This is a genomic window from Streptomyces spinosus (assembly GCF_020400655.1).
Classification (GTDB): Bacteria; Actinomycetota; Actinomycetes; order Streptomycetales; family Streptomycetaceae; genus Streptomyces; species Streptomyces argyrophylli.
Window position 1 is genome coordinate 84,220 of sequence record NZ_JAINRC010000022.1, and the last position, 23,459, is coordinate 107,678.

At 72.1% G+C, this 23,459-nt stretch carries 23 protein-coding genes; 16 read left to right on the forward strand and 7 right to left on the reverse strand.

Features of this window, described 5'->3' with window-relative positions:
* Positions 1–21: 21 nt before the first annotated feature.
* Together LG395_RS34470 and LG395_RS34475 are read left to right on the forward strand one after the other, a co-directional pair.
* A complete protein-coding gene (locus LG395_RS34470; RefSeq protein WP_225812633.1) occupies positions 22–855 on the forward strand; it encodes a PIG-L family deacetylase in 834 nt (277 codons plus the stop codon).
* Between the two features lie 293 nt (positions 856–1,148).
* Complete coding sequence (locus LG395_RS34475) at positions 1,149–1,910, forward strand: aminoglycoside adenylyltransferase family protein (RefSeq protein ID WP_225812634.1); 762 nt, start codon at positions 1,149–1,151, stop codon at positions 1,908–1,910.
* 239 nt (positions 1,911–2,149) lie between these two features.
* Here LG395_RS34475 and LG395_RS34480 read toward each other — a convergent pair whose 3' ends face one another.
* From LG395_RS34480 to LG395_RS34500, 5 genes are all read right to left on the reverse strand, one after another.
* Positions 2,150–3,172: an LLM class flavin-dependent oxidoreductase gene (locus LG395_RS34480; RefSeq protein WP_225812635.1), complete on the reverse strand. Its 1,023-nt coding sequence runs from the start codon at positions 3,170–3,172 to the stop codon at positions 2,150–2,152.
* A gap of 98 nt (positions 3,173–3,270) precedes the next feature.
* Positions 3,271–3,669 (reverse strand): MarR family winged helix-turn-helix transcriptional regulator, encoded by a 399-nt coding sequence (locus tag LG395_RS34485; RefSeq protein WP_225812716.1) that lies wholly within the window; start codon positions 3,667–3,669, stop codon positions 3,271–3,273.
* 122 nt (positions 3,670–3,791) lie between these two features.
* Positions 3,792–4,652 (reverse strand): TIGR03620 family F420-dependent LLM class oxidoreductase, encoded by an 861-nt coding sequence (locus LG395_RS34490; protein WP_225812636.1) that lies wholly within the window; start codon positions 4,650–4,652, stop codon positions 3,792–3,794.
* Between the two features lie 68 nt (positions 4,653–4,720).
* Positions 4,721–5,470, reverse strand: coding sequence for an SDR family oxidoreductase (locus tag LG395_RS34495; RefSeq protein ID WP_225812638.1), 750 nt, complete (start codon positions 5,468–5,470; stop codon positions 4,721–4,723).
* 238 nt (positions 5,471–5,708) lie between these two features.
* Positions 5,709–6,155, reverse strand: a complete 447-nt coding sequence (locus tag LG395_RS34500) for an anthrone oxygenase family protein (RefSeq protein WP_225812640.1) — start codon at positions 6,153–6,155, stop codon at positions 5,709–5,711.
* Positions 6,156–6,245: 90 nt separating this feature from the next.
* Here LG395_RS34500 and LG395_RS34505 point away from each other — a divergent pair, with 90 nt between their 5' ends.
* On the forward strand, positions 6,246–6,824 hold the full coding sequence (locus LG395_RS34505; RefSeq protein WP_225812642.1) for a TetR/AcrR family transcriptional regulator: 579 nt from the start codon (positions 6,246–6,248) through the stop codon (positions 6,822–6,824).
* A 136-nt stretch (positions 6,825–6,960) separates the two neighbouring features.
* Here LG395_RS34505 and LG395_RS34510 read toward each other — a convergent pair whose 3' ends face one another.
* Complete coding sequence (locus tag LG395_RS34510) at positions 6,961–7,518, reverse strand: DUF3291 domain-containing protein (RefSeq protein ID WP_225812644.1); 558 nt, start codon at positions 7,516–7,518, stop codon at positions 6,961–6,963.
* 652 nt (positions 7,519–8,170) lie between these two features.
* Here LG395_RS34510 and LG395_RS41325 point away from each other — a divergent pair.
* The 10 genes from LG395_RS41325 to LG395_RS34560 all read left to right on the forward strand — a co-directional run bounded on the left by LG395_RS41325 (position 8,171) and on the right by LG395_RS34560 (position 19,685).
* Complete coding sequence (locus LG395_RS41325; RefSeq protein ID WP_308071478.1) at positions 8,171–8,791, forward strand: HAD family hydrolase; 621 nt, start codon at positions 8,171–8,173, stop codon at positions 8,789–8,791.
* Positions 8,792–8,920: 129 nt separating this feature from the next.
* Complete coding sequence (locus tag LG395_RS34520; protein ID WP_225812648.1) at positions 8,921–9,982, forward strand: monodechloroaminopyrrolnitrin synthase PrnB family protein; 1,062 nt, start codon at positions 8,921–8,923, stop codon at positions 9,980–9,982.
* A gap of 4 nt (positions 9,983–9,986) precedes the next feature.
* Positions 9,987–11,060, forward strand: a complete 1,074-nt coding sequence (locus LG395_RS34525; protein ID WP_225812650.1) for a GHMP family kinase ATP-binding protein — start codon at positions 9,987–9,989, stop codon at positions 11,058–11,060.
* Positions 11,057–11,725, forward strand: coding sequence for a class I SAM-dependent methyltransferase (locus LG395_RS34530; RefSeq protein WP_225812652.1), 669 nt, complete (start codon positions 11,057–11,059; stop codon positions 11,723–11,725). Before LG395_RS34525 ends, LG395_RS34530 begins: the two co-directional genes overlap by 4 nt.
* A gap of 1 nt (position 11,726) precedes the next feature.
* Positions 11,727–14,297, forward strand: a complete 2,571-nt coding sequence (locus LG395_RS34535) for a pyridoxal phosphate-dependent decarboxylase family protein (protein WP_225812654.1) — start codon at positions 11,727–11,729, stop codon at positions 14,295–14,297.
* Positions 14,294–15,838, forward strand: a complete 1,545-nt coding sequence (locus LG395_RS34540; protein ID WP_225812656.1) for a hypothetical protein — start codon at positions 14,294–14,296, stop codon at positions 15,836–15,838. Before LG395_RS34535 ends, LG395_RS34540 begins: the two co-directional genes overlap by 4 nt.
* 45 nt (positions 15,839–15,883) lie before the next feature.
* Complete coding sequence (locus LG395_RS34545) at positions 15,884–16,990, forward strand: hypothetical protein (RefSeq protein ID WP_225812658.1); 1,107 nt, start codon at positions 15,884–15,886, stop codon at positions 16,988–16,990.
* Positions 16,987–18,009 (forward strand): ABC transporter ATP-binding protein, encoded by a 1,023-nt coding sequence (locus LG395_RS34550; RefSeq protein ID WP_225812660.1) that lies wholly within the window; start codon positions 16,987–16,989, stop codon positions 18,007–18,009. Before LG395_RS34545 ends, LG395_RS34550 begins: the two co-directional genes overlap by 4 nt.
* Entirely contained in the window at positions 18,006–18,845 is an 840-nt protein-coding gene (locus LG395_RS34555) for an ABC transporter permease (protein ID WP_225812662.1), read from the forward strand. The genes LG395_RS34550 and LG395_RS34555 overlap by 4 nt, the downstream gene beginning before the upstream one ends.
* A 3-nt stretch (positions 18,846–18,848) precedes the next feature.
* Positions 18,849–19,685: an ABC transporter permease gene (locus LG395_RS34560; RefSeq protein ID WP_225812664.1), complete on the forward strand. Its 837-nt coding sequence runs from the start codon at positions 18,849–18,851 to the stop codon at positions 19,683–19,685.
* Between the two features lie 67 nt (positions 19,686–19,752).
* Here the strand turns inward: LG395_RS34560 and LG395_RS34565 are convergent, their stop codons facing one another.
* Positions 19,753–20,763 carry a helix-turn-helix domain-containing protein gene (locus tag LG395_RS34565; protein ID WP_225812666.1) on the reverse strand — a complete coding sequence of 337 codons (1,011 nt, stop codon included), beginning with the start codon at positions 20,761–20,763 and terminating at the stop codon, positions 19,753–19,755.
* Positions 20,764–20,956: 193 nt separating this feature from the next.
* Here LG395_RS34565 and LG395_RS34570 point away from each other — a divergent pair, with 193 nt between their 5' ends.
* The 3 genes from LG395_RS34570 (at position 20,957) to LG395_RS34580 (ending at position 23,286) form a co-directional block, all read left to right on the forward strand.
* Positions 20,957–21,532: a TetR/AcrR family transcriptional regulator gene (locus LG395_RS34570; RefSeq protein ID WP_225812668.1), complete on the forward strand. Its 576-nt coding sequence runs from the start codon at positions 20,957–20,959 to the stop codon at positions 21,530–21,532.
* 136 nt (positions 21,533–21,668) lie between these two features.
* Positions 21,669–22,463: an SDR family NAD(P)-dependent oxidoreductase gene (locus LG395_RS34575; RefSeq protein ID WP_225812669.1), complete on the forward strand. Its 795-nt coding sequence runs from the start codon at positions 21,669–21,671 to the stop codon at positions 22,461–22,463.
* 148 nt (positions 22,464–22,611) lie between these two features.
* Positions 22,612–23,286 (forward strand): uracil-DNA glycosylase, encoded by a 675-nt coding sequence (locus LG395_RS34580; RefSeq protein WP_225812670.1) that lies wholly within the window; start codon positions 22,612–22,614, stop codon positions 23,284–23,286.
* Positions 23,287–23,459: the final 173 nt, after the last annotated feature.

Here is a 23,459-nt window from a genome sequence, read left to right on the forward strand (position 1 = left end):
ATTCCGCAGGAGGATCGCCTCATGACCGACCGGCCCTTGACGCTCATGGCAGTGCACGCCCACCCCGACGACGAGGCCACCGGAACCGGAGGGGTCCTCGCGCGGTACGCGGCGGAGGGCATCCGCACGGTTCTCGTGACGTGTACCGACGGCCGCTGCGGTGACGGCCCCGGGGGCGTGAAGCCGGGCGAGCCCGGGCACGATCCGGCGGCGGTAGCCCTGATGCGCCGTCAAGAGCTCGCGGCCAGCTGCGCCGTCCTGAAGGTCAGCGACCTGGAGACCCTGGACTACGCCGACTCCGGGATGATGGGCTGGCCGAGCAACGACGCCCCCGGTTCCTTCTGGCAGACCCCCGTGCAGGAGGGCGCGGCCCGGCTCGCGGACCTCATGCGGCACTACCGGCCTGATGTGGTCGTCACGTACGACGAGAACGGCTTCTACGGCCACCCCGACCACATCCAGGCCCACCGCATCACGATGGCGGCCCTGGAGATGACCGCGCTGACACCGAAGGTGTACTGGACCGCGATGCCTCGCTCGGCGATGCGGCGGTTCGGCGAGCTCATGCGCGAGTTCAACGAGGACATGCCGGAGCCGGATCCCGCCGAGGCCGCCGAGATGGCCGAGATCGGCCTGCCCGACGACGAGATCACCACGTGGGTGGACACCACCGGGTTCAGCGGTCAGAAGTTCGACGCGCTGGCCGCGCACGCCAGTCAGGGCGAGAACATCTTCTTCCTCAAGATGGGAAAGGAGAGGTTCGGCGAGTTGATGGGCATGGAGACCTTCGTACGAGTCCAGGACACCACCGGCGCCGCCATGCCCGAGAACGACCTCTTCGCCGGCCTGCGCTGACGCGTTGGTGGCGGCGTTCGCCGTGCCCGCGCTGGCGTGCCGTCAGTGGGGACGCTGGCCGACCACGTCCGTGTGTTCGGCGAGGACCACCCCGGCACCGTCAGGGTCCGGGACAATCTCGCCCTCGCCGACCACAAGGCGGCCGAGGCGGCCCCGCGGTCACCTAGGGTCTTATGCGAAAGTGCCGGTCACAGCCACTCGTTGACGGATGCGACCGGCGTAGTCGCGTGACGGCAGTCCGCGAGGCCCACAACGCCGTGCCGTCGGACCGGACGGCGGGAGACACTGGCGCGATGAATCAGCTTCAGGAGAGTGTGGCCCTGGTCGGCCGTGTGCTGGGCAAGGATGTCATCGGCGCCTACCTTCACGGATCTTCCGTCGTCGGTGGCCTCATGCCGGCCAGCGACGTGGACGTGCTCGTCCTCTCCCGGCTCTCGATGAACGAGCGGCAGCGCCGGGATCTCCTCGGCGGACTGCTCGAAATGTCCGGCTCTCGGAACAAGGCCCGCCCGGTTGAGCTCATCGTGGTTGTCCAGTCCGAGGTTCGGCCATGGCGATACCCTCCGACCTGCGACTTCCTTTACGGCGAGTGGTTGCGCCCTGCATACGAGGCCGGCAAGGTTCCCCGGCCGGAACCGATGCCTGACCTGGCCCTGCTGATCACCATGGTGCTGACCGGAGACCGCCCACTGACCGGCCCGCGGCCCGCACAGGTTTTCGATCCCGTCCCGCACCCCGATCTGATCCGGGCCAGCGTGGCGGGCATTCCCGGCCTACTCGACGACCTGGACGCCGACACCCGCAACGTGCTGCTGACCCTCGCACGCATCTGGACCACGCTCGCCACCGGCCACATCAGGTCGAAGGACGCCGCTGCCGACTGGGCCCTCGCCCAGCTCCCGCCCGAACACCGCCCCGTACTGGAGCACGCCAGGCATCTCTATCTCAACTGTCGCTACTCCGAGGAAAGCTGGAGCGAGACGCTGCGGGCCCAAGTACGTCCGCATGTGAACCGGGTGCTCGCCCAGATCGACCACCTGAGCTTCCGGAGCTAGGTCCAAAAGCGTGGCGGTCGGCCGCCGCGGGAGCCGAGCTTTCAGCGGTTGCGGACCTGGTCGGCCTTGTCCGGATGGTTCTGACCCTGCTCAACTGCCAGGCACAGCTTGGTGGTGAACCCACCGCGCGACCGCCCCAGCCCATGATCACCGGGCTACCCTGCCGGCACCGACAGAGCGCGGTGTCGATCGCCGCCTCTTGACCTCGCCCCCTCCTGACCGTCGCCCCCTCCTGACCGTCACCGCCAGCCCAGTGCCGGTGCCACATGGGTCAGGACGCTGTCGATGACGTGCGCGTTGTAGTCGACACCGAGCTGGTTGGGCACGGTGAGCAGCAGCGTGTCGGCGGTCGCGACGGCCTCGTCCCGCGCGAGCTGTTCGACGAGTACGTCGGGTTCGGCGGCGTAGGACCGGCCGAAGACGCTGCGGGTGCCGGGGTCGATGTAGCCGATCTCGTCCTTCGAGGCGCGCTCCTGGCCGAAGTAGGCCCGGTCCCGGTCGTCGACGAGCGGGAAGACGCTGCGGCTGACCGACACCCGCGGCTCACGGGTGTGGCCCGCCGCCCGCCACGCCTCCCGGTACGCCTCGATCTGCTTGCGCTGCTGGACGTGCAGCGGTTCGCCGCTCTCGTCGTCCTTGAGCGTCGAACTCTGCAGGTTCATCCCCAGCTTGGCGGCCCACACCGCGGTCGCGTCGGAGCCGGACCCCCACCAGATGCGGTCCCGCAGGCCCTCGGAGTGCGGTTCGACGCGGAGCAGTCCCGGCGGGTTGGCGAACATGGGATGGGGATGGGGCTGCGCTATGCCCTCGCCCTTGAGCACGTCGAGCAGGGTCTCGGCGTGCGCGCGCGCCATGTCGGCGTCGGTGCCGTCCTTCGGCGGGCGGTAACCGAAGTACCGCCAGCCGTCGACCACCTGCTCGGGGGAGCCCCGGCTGATGCCCAGTTGCAGGCGGCCTCCGGAGATGAGGTCCGCGGCCCCGGCGTCCTCGGCCATGTAGAAGGGGTTCTCGTAGCGCATGTCGATCACACCGGTGCCGATCTCGATCCGCGTGGTGCGCGCACCGATGGCCGCGAGCAGCGGGAAGGGGGACGCGTGCTGCCGCGCGAAGTGGTGGACCCGGAAGTAGGCGCCGTCGGCTCCCAGTTCCTCCGCGGCGACCGCGAGGTCGATCGCCTGGAGCAGGGAGTCCGAAGCCGAGCGGGTCTGGGAGTGCGGTGACGGCGTCCAGTGCCCGAAGGACAGGAACCCGATCTTTTTCATGTTTCTCTCAACGATGAGGGGCCCGGTTCATTCCGCGGGTGCGCGGAGCACCGGGGAGGAGGTCACGCGCGGTGCCTCGCACGCCCCGTGCACCGGCGCTACTGCGGGCTGATCTTCTCGATGACCGTGTCGGTGATCTCCGCCAGCAGAACGACCTGGCCGGGTGTGAGGTGGTCGAGGAACAGGCGGCGGACGTCCTCGACGTGCCGCGGTGCGGCCGCCTCGATGGCGGCGCGGCCGGCCGCGGTGACCGCGACGTAGGCCCCCCGTCCGTCGTCGGCGCAGTCCTCACGGGTGAGGAGACCGCGCTTCACCATGCGCGACAGATGGTGCGACACCCTGCTCTTCTCCCACCCCAGCACCTTGGCGAGCTCCATCACGCGCAGGTGGTCGTCCGGGGCGCGGGTGAGTTCGGCGAGGACGGTGTAGTCGGTCGCGGACAGCCCGAATTCGCTCTGCAGGGACCGGCCGGCCTGGTTGACCAGAAGATCGTGCATGCGCAGGAGTCCGCGCCATGCCCGTCCCTCGTCAGGGGAGAGCCAACGGGGTTCTTCAGTCATGGACCTAGCATAGGAAAAAGTTGACGCTTCAGTCACCTTCGGCTCCGCCGCGGCCTCGGTCAGCGGGCCAGAGGTGCGAGCTCCCGCCACTGTGCCCGCGGCAGTCCCGGGCCGGCCCCGATGGCGTGGAGGGCGACGTGCGTGGCGCCCGCGTCGAGGTGCGCCCTGATGCGCGCGTCGACGGTGTCGACGCTGCCCCAGGCGACGACGGCGTCGATGAGGCGGTCGCTGCCGCCGCCCGCGAGGTCGTCCTCCGAGAAGCCCTGGCGCAGCAGACTCTTCGCGTAGTGCCCCATACCGATGAAGGGGGCGAGGAACCCGCGCGCGGTGGCCCTGGCGCTGTCCGGACGGGTATCGACCACGACGGCCTGGTAGGGCGCGAGGAGGGGGCCGGGCCCGAGGACGTCGCGTGCGCCGGCGGTGAAGTCGGGGGTGACCAGGAAGGGATGCGTGCCGGCGCTGCGACGGCCGGCGAGTGCGGTGAGCTTGGGGCCCATGGCGGCCACGAGCCGTTCGCCGGCGGGTACCGGCTCGGAAGCCTGGTCGAGACGGTCGAGGTAGGTGCCGAGTGCGGCCAGGGGACGGTATGTCCCGCCGGCGTGCCGAGCGGCGGCGGCGTCGCTGACGCCGAGGCCGAGGAGGACGCGGTGGCCGTACTCCTTGCGGAGCCGGGCGTGCCCGGCGGCCATGTCCTCGGCGGGGTGGCGCCAGATGCTCAGCACGCCGGTCGCGACCGTGGTGTTCTCGGTGGCGGCCAGGAGCCGCTCGGTGTCGCCGAGGATGTCACCTCCGCCGAGACCGGGGATCCACAGCGCCCCCCAGCCGTGGGAGTCGAGCTCCGCCGCGGCGTCGGCGATCTCTCCGCTGTCGTCGTGCAGGCGCAGTTCCGGACTCCAGATGCCTGTGGTGCCGATGTGCATGACGGTGTTCCTCCCGTACGGGGTGAGTGCGTCAGCGGTGGTGGTGGTCGCGTCAGCGGTGGTGGTGGTCAGACCTGGTTGGCGCCGCCGTCGACGAAGATCTCGGTGCCGGTGATGAAGCTGGACTGGTCGGTGGCGAGGAAGAGGGCGAGGTGGGCGACTTCTTCGGGTCGGCCCATGCGGCCGAGGGGGACGCCGGCGGCGAGGGTGTCGCGCAGGTGGGCGGCTTGTTCGTCGTCGGGGGCGAGTCCGTTGAGGCCGGGGGTGGTGATGGGGCCGGGGGCGATGGTGTTGACGCGGATGGTGCGGGTGCGCAGTTCGTTGGCCCAGGTGCGGGCGAAGGAGCGGATGGCGGCTTTGGAGGCGCCGTAGACGCCGAAGGCTTCGTTGCCGACGGTGGCGGCGGTGGAGCCGGTGAGGATGACGGAGGCGCCGTCGTTCAGCAGGGGCAGTGCCTTTTGGACGGTGAACAGGGTGCCCTTGACGTTGGTGTCGAAGGTGGTGTCGAAGTGTTCTTCGGTGACCTGTTCGAGGGTGGCGAAGGCGCCGCCGCCGGCGTTGGCGAAGAGGACGTCGAGGTGGTCGCCGTGGTCGGTGATGGTGGTGTAGAGGCGGTCGAGGTCGGTGAGGCTGGCGCTGTCGGCCTGGACGCCGATGACGTCGCCGCCGATCTCGGCGAGGGCGTGGTCGAGGGTGTCCTTGCGGCGGCCGGTGATGTAGACGCGGGCGCCTTCCTCGCGGAAGCGGCGGGCGGTGGCCAGTCCGATGCCGCTGGTGCCGCCGGTGACGAGGGCTGTCTTGCCGTCGAGCTGTCCCATGGTGGTTCTCCTTGCGGGGGTGGCCGGGTGAGGCCTTCCGTTCAACGTTCAATCACCGTAGGCCTCGAAAGGTGACGTGTCAACTACCTTGCCGGCGAGGGGGCGGCGATGTGCGCAGACACGCCGGAGCGGGTGGCGGGTCGGTTCCGTACCCGCCACCCGCTCCGGCGCGGGAGAAGCCGTCGATCCACAAGAGGCGAGCCGGCTGACGTCCGGGCGCGCGAGGGCGGCCGTGGTGTCAGGCGAGGGCGGAGACGAGCAGGGTGAAGGCGGCGACGATGACGGCGACGCGGACGTAGTGCCAGCTCTGCCAGCGGTTCAGCTGCCGCTTCCAGTCCGCCGGCCGGTTCTCGGGCGTCCAGGTCTTGTTCCGGTTGTTGATCGGGACGAGCAGCAGGAGCGACATGACCACGCTGACGATCAGCAGTCCGGCGGCGGTGACGACGAGTCCGGCGCCGTGGCGGTGCCATCCGGCGACGGCCCAGATGGCGCTGAGGACGAGCGAGCCGACGTACCAGAAGGGCATCAGGGCGCCGAGCATGCGGCCGCCGTGGGCGTGGCCGAGCTGGCCGCTGTCCTCGGGGAGCGCGTCCAGGATCCGGTTCACGATGAAGGCGACGGAGAACTCCACCCCCACCATCAGGCCGACGACGACGGTGGTGACGACCTCGAGTGCGTTGAGCATGACGATCCTCCGGTGAACTAGCGCTGCTAGCTGATGAAGCAACGCTAGTACTGCTGCCGCTCTGTTGTCTAGCAGTGCTAGGATCGACTTATGTCGGTACAGGAACGCAAGCAGCGTGAGCGGGCGGAGCGCGAGCGCCTCATCGTGGCGACAGCCCGCGAGCTCGCCGAGCGGCAGGGCTGGGAGGCGGTCACCACCCGCCGGCTCGCCGAGAGCATCGAATACAGTCAGCCCGTCCTCTACAGCCACTTCCGCGGCAAGCGCGAGATCATCGGCGCCGTCGCCCTCCAGGGGGCCACCGAGCTGGCCGCGGCGGTGCGGGCGGCGACCTCCGCCGCGGACGGCCCGCGCGCCCGGGTCGCCGCCCTGGCCTTCGCCTATCTCGACTTCGCCGCACGCAACCCGGCTGTCTACGACGCCTCGTTCCAGCTCGACGGCGGCCTGGCGTACGCGCAGGAGGACACGCCCGAACCTCTGAAGGACGCCTTCGCGGCCCTGCTGGAGACCCTCGAGGGGGTCGCCGGCGGCGGTGTCCCGCCGGGACTGTTCACCGAGGTGTTCTGGGCGGCCCTGCACGGCCTCGCGACCCTGACCCGCGCGGGCCGCCTGCTGCCCGAGGACGCCGAGGCGAGGGTGGAGTTGCTGGTGGACCGGCTCGCCATGGTCTGACACGTCGTCCCGGCGGGCGCGCGGCCCGCGCCCCGGGCAGACCATCCCCGAGGGGCCCTGCCAGTCCGCTCCGTACCGGTGCACGCCGGTGCGACCGAGGCGTCCGACAGCGAACCCGGTCGTCAGGGCTCTTTCGTCAGCGGACCTGGTCGCTCGTCGGTCCGATGCCCTTGATGCTGGTCGGGGCCCCCTCCGGGGCGAACGCGTGGTGGAAGGTGAAGGCGTGCGGCGCGGAGCCGTGGCCGTGGAGGTGTTCCAGCCGGGAGACCCCGTCCTGCCAGGTGGGTGTCACGCCGCCGGATACCCACCAGATCACGTGAGTCGGGTGCCCCGTCCTCTCGAACCAGTCGTAGCGCCTGTTCAGCGCCGCGCGGTGCAGACCGGTGTAGACGGCGTCGAAGGCGGAGTGCGGGTCGGTCCAGAGGGAGAGGGTCGCGGCGAGGGCGGTGGTTTCCGCGGTACGGCCCTTGTCGTACCAGGTGGGTACGGCGAACTCTCCCCATGCGCCCCAGTCCGCCCCGAACAGCACGCCCCGGTCGCCGTCCGCCGTTTCGGCGTGAGCGAGGTAACCGGGGTGCCGACCGATCTTCCGGTAGACGGCCTCGCCCGTCTCGTAGAACTCGCTCGTGAGAGGCGCGGGATCGCTGAGGGGCGACTTCAGGACGCCGAACGTGTACAGCGCGAGATGGGGCATGCGTCTCTTCCTGGTCGTGGGCGCCTGGTGTTGGACCCGGTTCGGTGGTGTGCGCCGCGGGCGAGGATGCGTGGGGCGTGACCAGCGCGTCGCCTCGTGGGTGGCTCACTGGGGCAACTTCTGTGCGGCCGTGGGCGGTTGCCGGGGACCAGGTGAAGGTAGCCGCCTTCGCTGCCCCTGTCGACGTTGTGTTTTCCCCGTCCGTGTGGCCCCGTGCACCGGTCATCGCGGGGGCCGGGCGGTGACGTACCGCTCGACGCCTCCGCGCACCTCACCCGCGGCGGCGACCAGGTGTTCCGGGAAGCCAACTCGCGGGCAGGCCACAGGTCTTCCTCGTCCGGTCGGAGCCGGCACCTGCCGGCGGCTCGCCCCGGTGGCCGGCCGCGCCCCGACGCGCCGCCGGGCCGGGCGTCCGGCGCGCCTGGCGTGTCCGGTGCGTGTCCGGCGTGTGTCCGCTGTGTCTGCCGTGACGGCCGGATTGTGCTTGCGGCTCTCTGGGGCGCCACCTACAGTGAATGGTCCAGACCAAAGGAGCCACGGGGTTCTGGACTGCAACGTAGGGGCGGTGGGGGCCTGGTCGGTCCTGCCGCGTTGGGGGGGACGGGCAGTGCTGGTACGGGGAAGAGCGGGATCCGATGGTCCCGGACGACTGGTGGTTCTGGACTTCGACGGAGTGCTGCTCGACACGGAACGCATCGCCGTCACCGTCTGGCGGGACCTCCTGCACGACCACTCGCCGCGTTCGCGTCTTCGGCCCACGGTCCGGCCGGACGGCACGCTCGACCGGGAGGCCTGGCGGCGGTGTCTGACGGACCGTCTGGGCGGCCGGGGCACCCGTCGCCTGTGGGGCGAGTTCGAACGCCGCAACCGTGAGCAGGCGGACCTCGCGGACACCAAGAGCGGTGTGCGTCCCTTCCTGGCCCACTGCGCCGAACGCGGACACCGGCTGGCCGTCGCTTCGGGGAACGCCCTCGACTGGGTCGAGGGACACCTGGCGCGGCTCGGCATCCGGTCCTGCTTCGCGTCCGTGAACTGCGCGGGCCCCGGCGTGAGAACCAAGCCGGCCCCCGACACCTACCTGCAAGCCCTCGAGTGCGCACCGTCGCCCGGCTCCCAGGTCCTCGCCGTAGAGGACTCGTACACCGGTCTGGCCGCCGCCCACGCCGCGGGTCTGCCGTCCGTGTGGCTCACCGACGCGCCCCTGCCGGCCGTACCCCCCGTCCCGGTGTCGCGGCGGGTCCGCACCCTCGACGAACTCATCGGCTCCCTCTGAGGACGACCCGTCCGCCGGCGGCACCACGGGCCGCGGACGTACGACTTCGTGTCCCTCGCGCGCCCGCCCGCTGTCACGCGTGCGCGCTCACACCCGGAGACTGTCATTTCCATACTTCTGGCTCTTCCCATGCGTGAACTGGATCTGCGCGTGGCCGCCCTGGACCCCCTCGGCGCGGTCCACGAGATCCGGCGACTGCCCCTCCTCAACCGGGCCGCGGACGTCGCGGGCCTCACCCGTCTCGCCCGGGCCTGGGCCGGCCGGGTCGACGGCAACCGCTACGACGCGGCCACCGCCAGCGCGGCCCTGCGCGACATCGGTTTCGCCCTGGCCTCCCTGGAGCGGCACGGCGTCGACTACCGGATCGTGGAAGGGGCCGAGGAGATCCTCCTCAAGCTCGGCGCCCTCGCCGACGAGGTCCCCCGCGACAGCGTCTACACCTACGCGCTGCGCAACCCCGAGCACGCCACCCGGTCCTTCACCGAACTGCCCGAGGAAGCACTGTTCATCCGGGAGGTCCGTACCGCCGGGTTCGCGCTGCGGCCCGCGGTCGACGCCCTCACCGAGGCGCTGCCGCTCGCCGTCGACGACCGCGCGCTGCCGGACCTGCTGGCCGCCGCCACCGAGGGCTTCGCGGTGTTCGCCCGGTCCTTGCTGTCCGTGAAACGCCAGGTCACACCCGAGACCTTCTCCTACGAGATGCGCCCCTACTTCCCCCCGATGACCGTCGGCGGGCAGGTGCTCTACGCACCGGGCGGCGCCCAGATGACACCGCTGCTCGTCGACATCCTGCTGCTGCGGCCGGAACCCGGCGAGGCACGCGAGGAGTGGTACGAGCAGTACCTGCGCGAGAACGTCGGCTATCTCCCCGCCGCGTACCGGGTGGCCGGTGACCGGGCGCGCCGGCACCGCCCGCTGCTGCCGCGCCTGGTCGAGGAGGCCGGACGCGAGGCCGTACCGACCGCCCGCACCACCCGCACCCTGACCGCGCTCAGGGGCCTGATGAGAGAGGTGCTCAAGTTCAGGATCCCCCACCTGCGACTCGCCAAGGCCAACATGAACGTACGCCCCGACGGCTCACTCGGCAGCGGCGGCTACACCACCGACTCCCTCGACCACCTGGCGGAGCTGACCCTGTCCCGGCACCAGCTCCTGTCCACCCTGCCGGCCGGCCGGACCACGGAGGCATGACCCGGTGTTCGAACCCTTCATCCCCGGTACCGTCCACCACCCGCTCACCGCGCCCCTCGGACCCGTGCGGCCGGTGGCGGAGGTACGCCTGCGCTATCCCACCCGCCTCAACGCCATGGCCCTCCAGCCCGGCGCCATCGCCGGGGACAACAACCTCATCTACGACGCCGGCGAGATCGTCTTCTCCGTCGCCCGGTTCCACTACGTGCACCTGCGCCGGCTCGACCCCGGCTCCGGCCTCGTCCTGGACCCGGCGATCCGCAGACCGGACCTCGTCACCCACGCGGCCCGGATCATGTACGCGGCCCTCGGCACCGAGTGCGACCTGTGGATCGGCGTGGAGAGCGACCCGCTGCCCGTCCACGCCGGGTTCGGCTCCAGCAGCAGCCTGATCGCAGCGGTGGCCACCGCCGTCAACCACCTGCACGGCAACCCCGTGGACCGCGCCGACCTGCTGCCCTACCTCACCGGCAACCACGGCGAGGAGCACGGCAGCCTGCCCGGACGGCTCACACCCGTGCAGTGCATCGGCGGGTCGGCCGCCTCCGGCCTCTACCCCGGCGGCGTGCAGATCGTCGCCGGCCGCAGCACCGTCGTGATGTCCGCACCGGTCCCCGACCACCTGTCACTGGTCATCGGTGTTCCACGCGCCCAGGGGGAACGCCCCACCGACGAACTGATGGCCGCGGAAGCCGCGCACTTCGACCGCTTCCGCGCCACCGGCGAACGCTGGGCGCCGACCATCGCGTTCCGCACGCTCCACGAGGCCATGCCGGCCGCCCTGCGCGGGGACCTCGCGCCGCTCGGCTCCCTCGTCTTCGACTACCGGTTCCGGATGGGCAGCATCGAGAACTGCGCCTTCTCCCACCCCGGCCTCGTGGAACTGGCCAGGGACGTGGAATCGCTATGGCACGAGAAGGCCGCCACCGTACTCGCCCTGTCCTCCGTCGGCCCGGCCTTCTTCGCCCTCACCGCCGAACCCGACCGGTGCGCCGGCCACTTCGGCGCCCTCGGCATGGACGTCCTGCGCGCACGCCCGCACAACGGCACCTACGAAGAGACGGAGCCCGCCCGATGACCGAAGTGCGACGAGCCGCCGAGCAGGCCGCCGCGTACTGGAACGCGCCCGGCACGGTACGGGAGTTCCGTTCCCTGCCGGTGCAGCCCTACCTGACCGAGCTGCTCGACGGCATCCCGGTGACGGGCCCCGCCCTCGATCTCGGCTGCGGAGGCGGCAGGAACACCATCGCCCTGCTCGACCGGGGCTTCGACGTCGTCGCCGTGGACCTGCACCAGAGCATGGTCGAGGCCACCCGCGCCAGGACCGCCGGGTACCCGCCGGGCCGCGTCCGGGTCGTGCGGGGCGCGGCCCACGCCGTCCCGGCCGACGACGGCCACTTCGCCCTCGTCGTCTGCTACGGCGTCCTGCACAACGCCGTCGACCGGGCCCAGTGGAACGCGGCGGTCCGCGACATCGGGCGCGTCCTGCGCCCCGGCGGTCTGCTGGCCCTGAACAGCTTCACCGCGGACTCCCTGGACCCGCGCCTGCGTCCGGGCACCGAGGAGGGCCAGTACGTCCTGCCCGACGGGGTGCCCATGACGCTGCTGCCCAGCACGGAGATCCTCGACGCGTTCGCCGCCGCCGGGCTCCGTCCCGAAGGCACCACCCACACCTACCGCCGCGAGCTGAACGTCGGACCGCGTGCCGTGCTGCGCTGCACCCTGCGCCGGGCGGAGGACTGACATGCCCGACCTGCACGACGGATCGACCGAGACGGACCCCTTCCCCCAGCACGCGCTGCCCGCGGACGCGCTGGAGACGCTGCTGGAAGCCCGGCTCGCCGAGGTCCCCGGCTGGCAGCACCCCGACGACCCGGTCCGGCTCGGCTTCGCCATGACCGCCCCGCACCGGCTCGCCCTGGACACCTTCAACCGGTTCGCGGAACGCAACCCCAACAACGTCGGAGTGCACACCCGCTTCGGCGACGGCGTCCGCGGCACCCGCCGGCTGGAGCGGGAGGCCGTGCTCGCCCTCGGCGGACTCCTGCACGCCGACGCCGTCGACGGCTATCTGACGAGCGGCGCGAACGAGGGCACCCTCGCCGGTCTCCGTATCGGCCGCAACGCACTGCGCGCGGCCGGTGCCCGGCGCGTCGTCGTCCTGGCCTCCGCGCTCACCCACCACTCGGTGGCCAAGGCCGCCGAGATCCTCGACCTGGAGTCACGGCTCTGTCCGGCCGGGCCCTCCTGGCTGCTGGAGGCGGAGACCGTCGACGCCGAGCTCGACGCGCTCGTCGCCGAGACCGGCCCGGACGCGCACACCGGTGTCATCGTGGTCTCCACGGCCGGCTACTACAACACCGGCCTGGTCGACCCCGTGGACAAGATCAGCGCCGTCGTCGCACGCCGCGCGGCACGCGACACGCGCCTGCACCTCTTCCACCACGTGGACGCCGCCCACGGCGGCCTGATCCTTCCCTTCACCGACCCCGACGTGCCCTTCGACTTCCGCAGTCCCGCGGTCCACTCCATGGTCCTCGACCCGCACAAGTCCGGGCTGATGCCCTACAGCTGCGGTGTGTTCCTGTGCCGCAAGGGCCTCCTGGGACACGGCGCGGTGTCCGCGCCGATGTCCGGTTTCATCGACGAGACGATCACCGGGTCCCGTTCGGGAGCCATGGCCGCCTCGCTGTGGTCGCTGGTCTTCGGCGTCGCCGCGGACGGCTACCGCGCGCTGTTCCGCCACTGCCTGGACCTCCGGGACCGGCTGGCCGACGCGGTACGCGGCGCCGACCCCGACGCGGTGCTCCTCCCCGCCCCCGCCAACACCGTCCTGGTCGCGGGCTTCTCCCGGGACGGCGGCCGACTGCCCGGCGAACTGACCGACCGCTACCGCCTCGTGGGCAACACGCTGCCTTGGACCGCGCCCGACGGCTCCGTCCAGGACCGCCTCTTCCACCACTTCTACGCCATGCCCCACCTCACACCGGCACACATCGACCGGTTCGCGGCGGCACTCACCGCGGCACGGCAGGCACCCCCGACCACCCGGGCACGGCGTGCGGCCCCGGCCCCGGACACCGTACGGCCGCCGCTCGGGAGCGCCCCGGAAGCGGCGCGGGACACCGTGGGGGCGACGGACGGGCGGGTCCCGGGATCGGCCCCGGACACCGTACGGCCGCCGCTCGGGAGCGCCCCGGAAGCGGCGCCGGACGCCGGGACGACCGGCCGGGCGGCTCCCGTGGCCACAGAGCTGCGCCACCTGCGGGCCAGCAGCGTCTGCCTGCGCCATCTGGTGGTCCACCCCCCGCAGCGCCGTGACCCGGACGACCACCCGCACGCGTACTCCTTCCACACCTTCCAGCACCGCGCCGGACTCGGCGAGGAGCTGACCGCCCGGCCGTGGACCGGGGGCGGCCACGACGGGCTGTACGTCTACGCCCCGGACCTCGCGGCGCCCTTCGCCAACGAGCTGTTCGGCGTGACCGCCCCCGACCGGTACGCGCTGGAGGTCCTCGACCGCAACCAGCAGAAGCTGTCCCTCGTCGGCGCGGCCCACTTCGCCCTCTTCGGACCGGAGCCCCGCACCCCCGAGGTCCCCGTCGTCCTGGCCAACTTCCACGCCGACGGCACCTTCCGGTCCGTCGAGTACAAGTACGGCGACCGCCGGCACAACGACGAGATCCAGGTCTTCGCCGACGGCATCGTGGTGAAGGTGGGCAAGGACGCGCGCAGCGTCCACCGGCAGGGCGACGACTACTCCTTCTCCCTGGACACCTCGCTCGAGATCAGGCTGCGCCTGCTCGACGACGCGAGCGCCCCGCACATCACCCGGGTGGCCCGCCACGCGGACCCCGCCCTGCCCCGCCGCCGGCACCAGCCCAGGGGGCACTACCGCCGCTTCCCGAACCGCTTCTTCGACCTCGTCGTAGAGATACGGGCAGGCCGGCACCACCGGTCCACCCTCACCACCGCCGAACTCGGCCCGCACGACGGACCGTTGCTGGCACGCTCCGCACGGCTGGGCCTGGCCCGGGTGGAGGCGTCCTTCGCCGGCGGAGCGCTCGGCGTGGCACTCACCGGCCTCCACGACGCCGGCACACTCGCCGTGACGGTGCCGCTCGATCTGGGGGCGCGGCTGAGCTCCCGCCTCACGGGCATCCCCGTCCACACCCCCGAGCGGCTGACCGAGGCCGAGGTCGTCGACTGGGCGGTACGCCTCCACCCCCTCGTCGCGGCCCTGCGCGCGGCGGCCGGCGAGCACGGGGGGCACCTGAGGCTGTCGGCGCCCGAGGCCGCGGCGGAGTCCTCGTGACGGCCGCCGCCCTCGTCGTCCTGTGGGGCGTCCTGCTGTGGGGAGTCCACCTCACCGTACGAGCCGCGCTCGCCGCACGCGTCCTCGACCGGCGACGGGACGCGCCGGCGCACCCGGGCGGCCCCGTCCCGTTCGTCGTCCTGCTGGTGCCCGCCCTGCGCGAACAGGACCTGCTGGCCGAGACCGTGCGGGCGGCGGCGAGCCTGGAGCACCCGCCGGGCCTGCTGCACGTCGTGGTCATCACGACCGAGCGCGAGGAGCGCGAGAAACGGGCGGCGTCGGCCGGGCTCGCCACCCTGGCCACCGCCCTCCACGAGGGCGACAGCGCGGACGCCGCCGCCCGGCTCGCCGGCATCGTGCCCTCCGGCAGGGCCGCGGACATCACACGGCGCGCACGGCGGTCCGCCGACCCGGCGGGCACTCTCCTCGCCGAGATCGACGCGGTACCGACCACCCGCGAGGTCGCCGCCGCGATCCTGCCGCGGATCGCCGCGGAGCACCCCGGCGTCCGCATCCACCATTTGCACTACGCCGGCGAAGGCGGCAAGAGCAGCCAGCTCGTGCACGCGGTCGAGCGGCTGCCCGGCCTGCTCCCGGCGGACGCCACCGCCTCGTTCACGTACATCGGTCTCTACGACGCCGACTCACAACCGGACCGCACCACCCTGCGCCACCTGTCCGCCGTCGCGCGCCGCGGCGACCGGCCGGCACCCGACCTCGTCCAGCAGCTCCCGCTCCAGCTGCGCCGCCCGCACGCCGCCCGCCACCGCCCCACCGACGCCCTGCTGCGCGCCCACGCCCTGGCCGATCTGCGCCGCCGGGCCGGCGTCGAGGCACACCGGATCCTGTCCCGGGGCAGAATCCGCGCCGCACGACTGCCCGCAGCCCTTACGACCGTCATGGAACCGGTGGTGTACGGCGTCGGCGCGGGCCTGTTCGTCCGCCACGACACCCTGGTGTCCATCGGCATGTACGAAGAACCCGTCGACGACCTCCTCATCGGCTACAAACTCTCCTCCCGGGGCGCCTCGATGGAGGTCCTGCCCGTGTTCAACCTGGTCGACCGGTACGCCACCGTGACCGCCCTGAGCAAGGCGTACGCGGTGGTGGCACACGGCAGCCTCGCCGGATGCCGGCGGCTGCTGGGCGACCCGGCCCTGCGCGCCCACCGGCTCCGCAACACCGCCGTCCTGGTCAAGGAGGGCCTCGACACCGCCTGGTGGTTCCTCGGACCCGCCGTGCTGGTCACCGCCCTCCTCACGCTCCTCGTCACGGGCCGCCACGCGGAACTGATCACCTGGACCGCGTCGGCCCTCGCCTACACGGCACTGAACACCGCGTGGTGCGTGCGGCGCGGCCGGCGCTGGCTGCACGCCCACCAGGGAGCCGACGCGCGGGCCGAACCACCGCACCGCGCCTGCGGCACCACCCTGGCGCCGGCGTTCCTGGCGCAGCCCCTGCTGCACTGGGCCGGACCGCTGCGCCACCTGTACCGCGTCCTGCGCGGCAGACCGATCGTCCTGGGCAAGACCGAACGCTGAACCCGAAGTCCCCACCACCGCACCGCCGATGAAAGAGCCCCGACCATGACGCTGAACCCCCCGGAGATCCGCCTGTCCACCGTGATCATGGCCCACCCCAGGAGGCAGGCCGCCGCACGACGGCTGAGCGAGGCGCACCCCGCTCTCGCCGCCGACGTCGTCACCGATCCGCAGCCGCAGGGGCCGCCGTCGGCCCTGCGGACCGCCCGTCTGGCCTGGCAGGCGGTGGGCACCGGCGCCACCCACCACCTCGTCCTCCAGGACGACGCCGTCCTCCCGCCCGACTTCGCCGACACCGTCACCGCACTGGTCGCCGAACGGCCCGCGGCCGCCGTCAGCCTGTTCAGCGAATGGGGCTCGCGGACCGCGAACGCCGTGCGCGCCGCCGCCCTCCTGGGGCACGACTGGGCGCCCGTGGTCGACGACTACCTGCCGTCCGTCGCGCTGGTCCTGCCCGCCGCCCTGGCCCTCGGCTTCGAGGAGTACGCCCGGGCCAAGGCCACACCCGACGCCACCGACGACGTCACCCTGCTCGACTACCTGCACGGGGTGGAGAAGGTCGTGCCGGTGGCGGGTCCCGTCGACCACGCCAATCCGCCCAGCCTCGTCGGCAACGACGTCATGGGCCCGCGCAGCGCCGCCTGCCTGGCCCCCCGCACCGCACCGCCCCGCACCAGCGCACCCAGCACCCTGCCGACGATGACCACCGTGCCGTACTTCTGCTGGTGGGAACAGCTCGCCGTCGCCTACGTCCACGACCCGCAGAGCCCGGACGGCTGGCGCCGCGAGCCGGCCGAGGAGACGCTGGCACGCCGCGGCGTCGGACGCGACCAGGTCCTCGACGCCCTGCGGGCCGCGCTCGAGACCGTCCCGCACCGCCGGCTCGTCCACGACCGGGTCAGCGACGTACTGCTCACCGAGGTGTGGACCACCGCGTACACGCTCGGCGTCGTCACCCGGGAACTCGGCGGCACCCCCGACCCCGCCCGCGCCACGGCCCGTACCGCCCTCGCCACGCTCGCCCCGGGCGCCCTGCGCCGCGTCGTGCCCGCCCCCTGGCTGTCCACCGTCGGGGAACTGCTGACCCCCCTCGTGGAGAACGCCGTCCTGCGCGGCGCGGAGGCCGGCGCGGCGGACGGGACCACCCGGTGAGCGGCACGGACCACGGCATCACCGTGACCGGCGTCACCAAGACCTTCCGCACCTGGGACACCGCCGACGCCTGGAGCATCCGCAGACCCCTCCGGCGCCGCCGGGCGCGGCGCGCGGTCGCGCTCGCCGACGTCGACCTGCGCATCGAACGCGGCGAGTTCATCGGACTCCTCGGTCAGAACGGCGCGGGCAAATCCACCCTCATCAAGATCATGACGGGCCTGCTGCTGCCCGAGGAGGGCAGCGTCCGGGTGTGCGGGCTCGACCCGTACGCGGACCGGGAGCGCAACGCCCACAACATGGGCGTCACCTTCGGTCAGCGCACGCAGATGTGGTGGGACCTGCCCGCCCGCGACTCCTTCGGCATCCTGCGGGACATCTACGGCCTGCCCCCCACCGTCTGGCGCGACACCCTCACCCAACTCGACGACGTCCTCGCGCTCTCCGCCTTCTGGGACACCCCGGTGCGCTTCCTCTCCCTGGGACAGCGGGTGCGCTGCGACCTCGCCGCCGCACTGCTGCACCGGCCACCCGTGCTCTTCCTGGACGAGCCCACCATCGGTCTCGACGTCCTGGTCAAGGACCAGGTGCGTGAACTGCTCACCCGGTACGCCACCACCGGGGACCACGCCATCGTCCTCACCACACACGACATGGCCGAGGTCGAGGCGCTGTGCCGCCGCATCGTCGTCATCGACCGCGGCCGCATCGTCCACGACGGACCGCGCGAAGCCCTCGCCGACGTCACGGACGCCGAGCACACCTACCTCGTCGAGTTCGAGACGCCACCACCCGCGCTGCACCTCCTCACCGCCGACGTCGTCTCCGGCGAGGGCCCGACCGTCCGTGTCCGGCCGCGGCCGGGCGCGGACCGGGCGCAGGTCACCGCCGAACTGCTCGCGGCACACGCCGTCCGCTCCGTCGTGTACGAGGGCACACGGGCGGAGGACATCCTGCGCACCCTCTACGGCCGCACGGCCCGTCAGTCGCCGGCCGCGGCCGGGGGAGGCGGCGGATGAGCCCGCTCGCACGCCCCGCCGCCCCACCGGACCGGGCTCCCCGCGCCCATCGGCTGATCACGCTCGTGCCCCGCTCCGAATGGGCCTACCGCCCGCGCATCGCGGCGACCGGCTTCGTCATCGTCACGCAGGTCTTCCTGTACGTCCTGCTGTGGCGGGCGCTGTACCGCGAGAGCGGGGACACCGTCGTCGGACTCGACATGTCCCAGGCGATCACCTACTCGGTGCTGGCCACCCTGATGGGAACCGGACGGGTCATCCTGGAGGGCGCCTCACAGGAGACCGCACAGAGCAAGATCCGCGACGGCTCGGTGGTGTTCTGGTTCGTCCGGCCCCTCGCGGCCCGCCGGTACTGCGCATGGCGCGGACTGGGCGAGAGCCTGTACGCCACGCTCTGGCTGCTCGGCGGCCTCACCGTGGGGGTGCTCTGCTCCCTGGTCGCCCTGCCGCCGTCCTGGTCCGCCGCGGCGGTGACCGTCGTGTCGTACGCCCTCGGGCAGGTCGTCTTCTACCAGATCAGCCTGCTCGTCGATCTGACCAGCTTCTGGACGATCACCAGCTTCGGTGTCAACCGGCTGGCCGCCTTCGCCCAGTTGCTGCTCTCCGGCGGCCTGATCCCCCTCTGGCTCTTCCCCGACTGGTTCCGCTCCACCGCCGGTCACCTGCCCTTCGCCGCGACGATCAACGTCCCCGTCTCGCTGTACACCGGGCGCATCCCCGTCACGGCCAGCGCGCCGTACCTCGCCGAACAGGCCCTGTGGTGCGTGCTGCTGGCCATGCTGGGCCGCCTGATGTGGCGGCGCGCGGCCCGCCGTCTCCTCGTTCTGGGTGGGTGACCCATGACCCCTGCCGTTCCCGCCCCCGCCCCGCCGGCCCCCGTGGGCCGACTGCGGCTGGCCGCGATCATCATGCGGGCCGGTCTGCGCAGCCAGCTGGCCAACCGCGCCGACTTCGCGATGGCCGTCGCCAACGGCGTCACCTACCAGATCACTGTGCTGCTCTTCGCGGCGGTCATCTTCAGCCGCTTCCCCGCCCTGGCGGGCTGGGACCTCGGAGAGATCCTGCTGATCAGCAGCATCCGCATGATGGGCCACGGCCTGTACATGCTCTTCTTCGGCAACCTCGGGCTCGTCCCGCACCTGGTGCGGGAAGGCCGCTTCGAGGCGTTCCGCACCCGGCCCGCACCGGTGCTGCTCCAGGTCTTCACCTACGAGGCGCCGATCAACGCGGTGGGGGACCTCGTCGTCGCCGCCGCCTCGTTCGGCGTGTGCCTGTCCCTGCTGGACATGACGTGGTCCGTGGCGGCGATGGCCTTCCTGGCCCTCGCGGTGGCCGGCGCGACCGTGCTCGAACTCGGTCTCAACCTGCACATCGCGGCGCTGGTCCTGCGGTTCAGGGGCAGCGAGTCCCTGTTCTTCTGGCTGGACAACACGGCCGGCAACTTCGGCAACTACCCGCTGGCGGTGTTCCCGACGGTCCTCCAGGCGGCGTTCACCTTCGGCATCCCCATCGCGTTCGCCGGTTACTACCCCGCGGCCTGGCTCACGGGCCACACGGACACCGTTCCGTTCACCCCGCTCCTGGTCCACCTGTCCGCGCCGGTCGCGGCCCTGGTCCTGGCGTCGGGGCTCGCCACGTGGCGACGGTGCCTGGCGTGGTACTCCCGCAACGGATGACCGGGGCCGCCCGGGACGTGCCCGCGGCCGGGCGGGCACCTGCTGCGGGGCCCGCGCAACGCGGCCTTCACCACCTTGCGCCCGCCCCCTGGAGCGGCGCGGGAGCGGTGGCCGTGAGCACGGCGGAGTTCCGCCACTCGGCGGGGGAGACGCCGTAGGCGGCGCGGAACACCCGGCTGAAGTGCGAGGCGCTCGTGAACCCCCAGCGGTGGGCCACCGCGGCGATCGTGAGCTCCGCCGACCGGCGGGCCAGGTCGCTGCGGCAGCGTTCCAGTCTGCGCTTCTGTATCCACCGGCTGACGGTGATGTTCTCCAGCTCGAACAGTTTGTGCAGATAGCGGACCGAGATGTGGTGGGCCCGGGCGATGGCGTCCGGCGTCAGCTCCCGGTCCGACAGGTGCTGCTCGATGTAGGCCCGGATGCGCAGCAGCGACATCCGGGCGGCGGCCGGGTTGTCCGAGGAGGGCTTGCCGAGCCGCTCCTCGGCCAGGGTCTGCACCATGTCCACGACGTTGCGGGCGATCGACTCGCCCGTCCGCTGCGGATACGTCGCGGCGGTCTCCACGAGCCGGGACAGCAACGGCGTCAGCAACGTGCCGAGCGCCGACTCGCCTCCGAGCGGCGCGGCGGTGATCCGCCGCAGGTCGGATTCGCCCAGGTCCAGGACGTGCCGTGGCAGGACGAGGGACTTCGTCTGGAACGGTTGCGGGAAGGTCAGCCGCAGAGGGCGCGCCCTGTCGTAGACGAAGAGCGTCCCCGACCCCACGTGCACGTCGCGCTCGTCCTGCTCGATCCGGGCGTTCCCCCTGCTGAGCAGCATCACGACGACGTGGTGGTCGTCGGCGCTCCCGGCGATGAGGCGTCGGGTGCGGAGGGTCCGCATGGGGTCGCCCTCCACCGTGACGCCCCGGATGCGGCCCAGCGGTGACGTACGGATCGTGCCGGCGTACACCTCGCCGGGAACGCTGATGTCGACGGCTCCGAAGGTCCGGGACAGCGCCTCCCGCCAGTACGCCCGTCGGCGGTGGGCCGGCACCGAGTCCGTGGTGTGCAGGGTGGTTGATGGTTCCGGCGACATGGACACCCCCGTCTTTCACCATGCTCTCTCCGGCACCCATGCTGTCAGCGCGAGCGAGGGCGTGGCATCGCGTGAATCAGTGAGACCACCGGTAAGACCAGGGCAGTCCGGGTGAGGTCGACCCCGCCCCGCGCCAGGTGCGAGGCACACGAACATACTGGATTGACCAATCCAGAAGGTGTAGCGTGTGGCCATGGGACGCACCAGGGAGTTCGACGCCGAGCAGGCCGTCGACCGCGCGATGGACCTGTTCTGGCGCCGCGGCTACGCCGACACATCCCTGCAGGACCTCCTGAAGGAACTGGCGATAGGCAGCGGCAGCCTCTACGCGGCGTTCGGATCGAAGGAACAGCTCTACGTCAGGGCCCTGGAACGCTACTGCGCGCTCCAGGCCGCGGCTCTCGTGGAGGGCCTGGAGAACGCGACCGAGATACGGCCCGCGGTGCGCCGGGTCCTGACGGGCATGATCGAAGCGGACCTGGCCGACCCCTCCCGAGGCTGCCTCGTGGTCAGCGCCGCCACCGAGCGCGGCGACGACCCCGCCACGGTGGAACGCGTCGCCGCCGCCATGCGCAATGTCGAGTCGGCCCTGGCGGGTGCGCTGGAGCGGGCGCGGGCGCGGGGCGAACTGCCGGCCGACAAGAACCCCGTGGAACTGGCCCGCTTCCTGACCACCTTCGTCCAGGGGCTCCGCGTCGTCGGCCAGGCGCGTCTCGGCCGGTCCTTCACGGAGGACGCCGTCGAGACCGCGATGCGCGTCCTGGACTGAGCCCGGCCGCTCCCCGCACCCGCACCCCGCCCCCGCACCCCGGACCACGTCGCATCACACCGGCGCGTCGCGGCGTGCCCGCCGTGCCGCCGCCCGCGCTGATACTTTAACAATCAATCCAGAAAAGGATGACGTCATGGAACTGCACCTGAAGGACAAAGTCGCCGTCGTCACCGGAGCGAGCAAGGGCATCGGTCTGGCCGTCGTCGAGGCGATGAGCCGCGAGGGCGTCCGCGTCGTCGCCGGAAGCCGCAACTCCACGCCGGAACTCGACGCGCTGCGCGACACCTACGGTGTCACCGTCGTCCAGGTCGACCTCTCCACCGCCGAGGGAGCCGAGACCCTGGTCCGGCGCGCCGTGGAACAGCACGACCGGATCGACATCCTCGTGAACAACCTCGGCGCCGCCGAGCCGCGCAACGGATTCCTCGAGGTCGACGACGCGGAGTGGCGACGGATCTTCGATCTGACCTTCTTCAGCGCCGTGCGCACCAGCCGGGCCGCGCTGCCCCACCTCATGGGGGCCGACGGCGCGGCGATCGTCAACATCAGCTCCATCAACGCACGGCTCCCCTTCCCGATGGTCGTGGACTACTCGGCCGCCAAGGCCGCGCTGACCAGCCTCAACAAGACCCTGTCCGAGGAGTTCGCACCGCGCGGCGTCCGCGTCAACGCGGTCTCACCCGGACCGGTCCGCACGCCCTTCTGGACGGCGCCGGGGGGCTTCGCCGACGCCACGGCGGCCGCCGCCGGCACCACGGCCCAGGAGGCGCTCGACGTGGTGGTGCCGCGGAACATGGGCATCAGCACGGGCCGGATCACCGAACCGCACGAAGTCGCCGACCTCGTCCTCTTCCTGGCCTCACCGCTGGCGGCCAACATCACCGGCACCGAGATCCTCGTCGACGGCGGACAGACCAAGACACTCTGAGGCATCGCACCGCGAAGAACGGAGCCCGTCGCCGTGAGCATGCCGCCCGCCCGGTCCCGGCCACCGTGGACGCCGGACGCCGACGCCGCACAGGACACAGTCGTGCGCGTCACCGATAATGCTGGTCCCGGGCCGGCGAGAAGAGGACGTGGTGGTGCAGGTGGCGACCGTCGACACCCGCGGGTTCTGGGAGCTGCTGCGGGCGATCCCGGTGCCGGACGACGCGGAGTTCCTGTACGGGCCCGAACCGGACGGCCGGCTGCGCGAACACAACCTTCGGCGCTACCACGAGCTGACGGCCGCCTCGATGGCCGGGGGCGGCCCGCGGGTGATGATGGTGGGTGAGGCACCCGGCTACCGCGGGCACACCGTGTCGGGCGTGCCTTTCACCAGCGTGCGGCAGTTGACGGCCCGGCCGGGGCTCATCACCGGGGCCGCGCGGGGTGACGGGTTCGCGGTGCCGGAGCATCCTGCCGCGAACTGGGAGCAGTCCTCCGGGATCGTCTGGCGGGCCCTGGCCGCGTGGCACGGACCGCTCCCGCTGATGTGGGCGATCTACCCCAACCACCCGCACGAACCGGGCCACCCGGCGACCAACCGGGCGCCCAGGGCGACCGAGGTGGCCGCCGGCACACCGATCGTGCTCGCACTGGCGGAGGCGTTCGGCATCACGAACTTCGTCGCGGTGGGCCGCAAGGCGCAAGGCGCCCTGGCCCGCGCCGGCATCGAGGCGACCCCCGTCCGCCACCCAGCCCAGGGCGGCGCCCGTGCGTTCACCGAGCAGCTCGCCGCGTACAACGCCACTTCCCGCGGGGCGCGCTGACCCTCGCAGCCGGGGGACGCGCGAGCGCGGTGAGGGGGCCGTGCTCCCCACCTCGCCGGCCGATGTGGCCCGCCACCCGTCACCGGCACCGCAAGACCGCTCCGGTAGCGGAAACGGTGACACCGCACCTGCGCGGTTACGGGAAGTCCGAGGGGGGCGGCGCGGTCCACGCC

Bases quoted from the DNA above. Each gene is read 5' to 3' on its own strand.
- LG395_RS34545 (WP_225812658.1), top strand. From the start codon at position 15,884: ATGACGCTGAACCCCCCGGAGATCCGCCTGTCCACCGTGATCATGGCC.
- LG395_RS34470 (WP_225812633.1), top strand. From the start codon at position 22: ATGACCGACCGGCCCTTGACGCTCATGGCAGTGCACGCCCACCCCGAC.
- LG395_RS34490 (WP_225812636.1), bottom strand. From the start codon at position 4,652: ATGCACATCGGCACCACAGGCATCTGGAGTCCGGAACTGCGCCTGCAC.
- LG395_RS34500 (WP_225812640.1), bottom strand. From the start codon at position 6,155: ATGCTCAACGCACTCGAGGTCGTCACCACCGTCGTCGTCGGCCTGATG.
- LG395_RS34535 (WP_225812654.1), top strand. From the start codon at position 11,727: ATGCCCGACCTGCACGACGGATCGACCGAGACGGACCCCTTCCCCCAG.
- LG395_RS34510 (WP_225812644.1), bottom strand. From the start codon at position 7,518: ATGCCCCATCTCGCGCTGTACACGTTCGGCGTCCTGAAGTCGCCCCTC.
- LG395_RS34530 (WP_225812652.1), top strand. From the start codon at position 11,057: ATGACCGAAGTGCGACGAGCCGCCGAGCAGGCCGCCGCGTACTGGAAC.
- LG395_RS34475 (WP_225812634.1), top strand. From the start codon at position 1,149: ATGAATCAGCTTCAGGAGAGTGTGGCCCTGGTCGGCCGTGTGCTGGGC.
- LG395_RS34565 (WP_225812666.1), bottom strand. From the start codon at position 20,763: ATGTCGCCGGAACCATCAACCACCCTGCACACCACGGACTCGGTGCCG.
- LG395_RS34575 (WP_225812669.1), top strand. From the start codon at position 21,669: ATGGAACTGCACCTGAAGGACAAAGTCGCCGTCGTCACCGGAGCGAGC.
- LG395_RS34480 (WP_225812635.1), bottom strand. From the start codon at position 3,172: ATGAAAAAGATCGGGTTCCTGTCCTTCGGGCACTGGACGCCGTCACCG.
- LG395_RS34560 (WP_225812664.1), top strand. From the start codon at position 18,849: ATGACCCCTGCCGTTCCCGCCCCCGCCCCGCCGGCCCCCGTGGGCCGA.
- LG395_RS34495 (WP_225812638.1), bottom strand. From the start codon at position 5,470: ATGGGACAGCTCGACGGCAAGACAGCCCTCGTCACCGGCGGCACCAGC.
- LG395_RS34505 (WP_225812642.1), top strand. From the start codon at position 6,246: ATGTCGGTACAGGAACGCAAGCAGCGTGAGCGGGCGGAGCGCGAGCGC.
- LG395_RS34520 (WP_225812648.1), top strand. From the start codon at position 8,921: ATGCGTGAACTGGATCTGCGCGTGGCCGCCCTGGACCCCCTCGGCGCG.
- LG395_RS34570 (WP_225812668.1), top strand. From the start codon at position 20,957: ATGGGACGCACCAGGGAGTTCGACGCCGAGCAGGCCGTCGACCGCGCG.
- LG395_RS34555 (WP_225812662.1), top strand. From the start codon at position 18,006: ATGAGCCCGCTCGCACGCCCCGCCGCCCCACCGGACCGGGCTCCCCGC.
- LG395_RS34485 (WP_225812716.1), bottom strand. From the start codon at position 3,669: ATGCACGATCTTCTGGTCAACCAGGCCGGCCGGTCCCTGCAGAGCGAA.